The 1,484-nt window shown below is 38.3% G+C and carries 2 protein-coding genes; one reads left to right on the top strand and one right to left on the bottom strand.

Annotated elements, in window-relative coordinates; all coding sequences use genetic code 11:
• Positions 1-200: 200 nt before the first annotated feature.
• The gene (locus tag Q1A47_RS20430; RefSeq protein ID WP_026681762.1) at positions 201-389 is read left to right on the top strand and encodes a YjfB family protein; all 189 of its coding nucleotides are present in this window, start codon (positions 201-203) and stop codon (positions 387-389) included.
• A gap of 529 nt (positions 390-918) precedes the next feature.
• On the opposite strand, the gene Q1A47_RS20425 is transcribed toward Q1A47_RS20430, so the two are convergent.
• The gene (locus Q1A47_RS20425) at positions 919-1,197 is read right to left on the bottom strand and encodes a hypothetical protein (RefSeq protein WP_051388344.1); all 279 of its coding nucleotides are present in this window, start codon (positions 1,195-1,197) and stop codon (positions 919-921) included.
• Positions 1,198-1,484: the final 287 nt, after the last annotated feature.

Genomic DNA, 1,484 nt, shown 5'->3' with positions numbered 1-1,484 from the left:
TGTTCCACACTTACCCATATTGGGTTCACTTTATTGCTTAAAGGGCGGATCTTACTGCCAGTTATATGCGGGATAAACACAAATTATCTCATTTTACGATAACCATTATGAAATAATTTATATATTAGATACCTAGGTCTTTCCACCTATGTTATACTAAATATAGCTCAAATTAACTTTAAGTAGAAAGGCCTGATTTTATGGATATTGCTGCATTGTCTGTTACTATGGCAAATCAACAAATTCGTTCTGATGCAAGTATTGCCGTGATGAAAAATGCTATGAAAGTAATAGAAACGCAAGGCGTACAATTGCAAGAAATGCTCGACCAATCTGCACCTACAGCACCGCATCCATCGCTTGGCAATCGAGTTGATATCTCGCTTTAGTTCACTTTGTTCATTGTAGATGTTTCGCATCACAATTTTTATACGTATGCTAATAATGTAAAATAGAACAAAAGCGCAAGCGACCGATTAAAAACGTAGTGACTGGAGCGAATCAACGGAGATAAAAGAATCACAGTGAGCTTGCGAGCCGATGATGACCTAGATTAGGGCGATTTGTAAAGTCGCCTCGTTTCTGGGCGCTAGAGCTGGACGCGGCTCAACACGCCTATATAATCCAAATGGACTAGTTTTATAATTTCTTAGAATAACAAAAGCAGAACTTTCCTACTTTAGGATTTGTTCTGCTTATTTAGTGATAATGTGAAACTTCAATCCATGAGGTTTTGTTTATCCCCCACGAATTGGTAGTACCACAAGGGTATGACCTAAAGGTCTTTAAATCAATCGGAATTTACTGGCAGGCATCCCCCACTTACCAATAACGGTTTCACTTTATTGCTTGAAGCGAGGGTCTTACTGCCAGTAAATGTAGGATAAAAAGCCACATTAAGAGTGAAGAAATGAAATGTTATTGATTTCCTTCTCCATTCTCATCTTTGTTTTCATCATCCATCATGTTATTATCATTATTTTCGTCAGTGCCGTTACCATCATTCTCCATGTCAGGATTTTCTTCATTCATTCCTCCATTATCATCAGCAGGATTGTCATCGATATTATCTTCTTCCTGTTGATCTAGAGGTGCCTCATCCTCTACTGGATCCTGATCGTCATCTGTTCCGCATGCTGCGATTAAAGACAACGCTAATACTGGTGCACCAAACTTCACTAGAAGTTTTTTCTTCATGTATTTTACCTCCTTTTGTTGTTCGTTATCTGTCTTAGCATAACCATTTCAAAAGAAGTCATACAATTTTTTTCAAAAATTACCTTAAATTTAACATGTATACACATTTGAACCAGAGAAACCCAGCTGGATTACTGCCTTCCCTTAACCAACAGTCTAAGAAAAACTGAGTGAAATTCGCTCAGTCCTTATCACTACATGCTCAGATTCACGCTTTCTCTAGTAGCTATTATGGAATAATAGCTACTGCTTGCTTGACCACCACTCCGGCTGCCCACTTCCCTTTC

The organism is uncultured Virgibacillus sp., from assembly GCF_947495635.1.
In the GTDB taxonomy this organism is placed as follows: domain Bacteria; phylum Bacillota; class Bacilli; order Bacillales; family Amphibacillaceae; genus Virgibacillus; species Virgibacillus salarius.
Note: the sequence above shows the minus strand (reverse complement) of the source record. Positions and strands in the feature narration are given on the sequence as shown.

Coding starts and splice junctions, on each gene's coding strand:
- Q1A47_RS20430 (WP_026681762.1), top strand. CDS start 201: ATGGATATTGCTGCATTGTCTGTTACTATGGCAAATCAACAAATTCGT.
- Q1A47_RS20425 (WP_051388344.1), bottom strand. CDS start 1,197: ATGAAGAAAAAACTTCTAGTGAAGTTTGGTGCACCAGTATTAGCGTTG.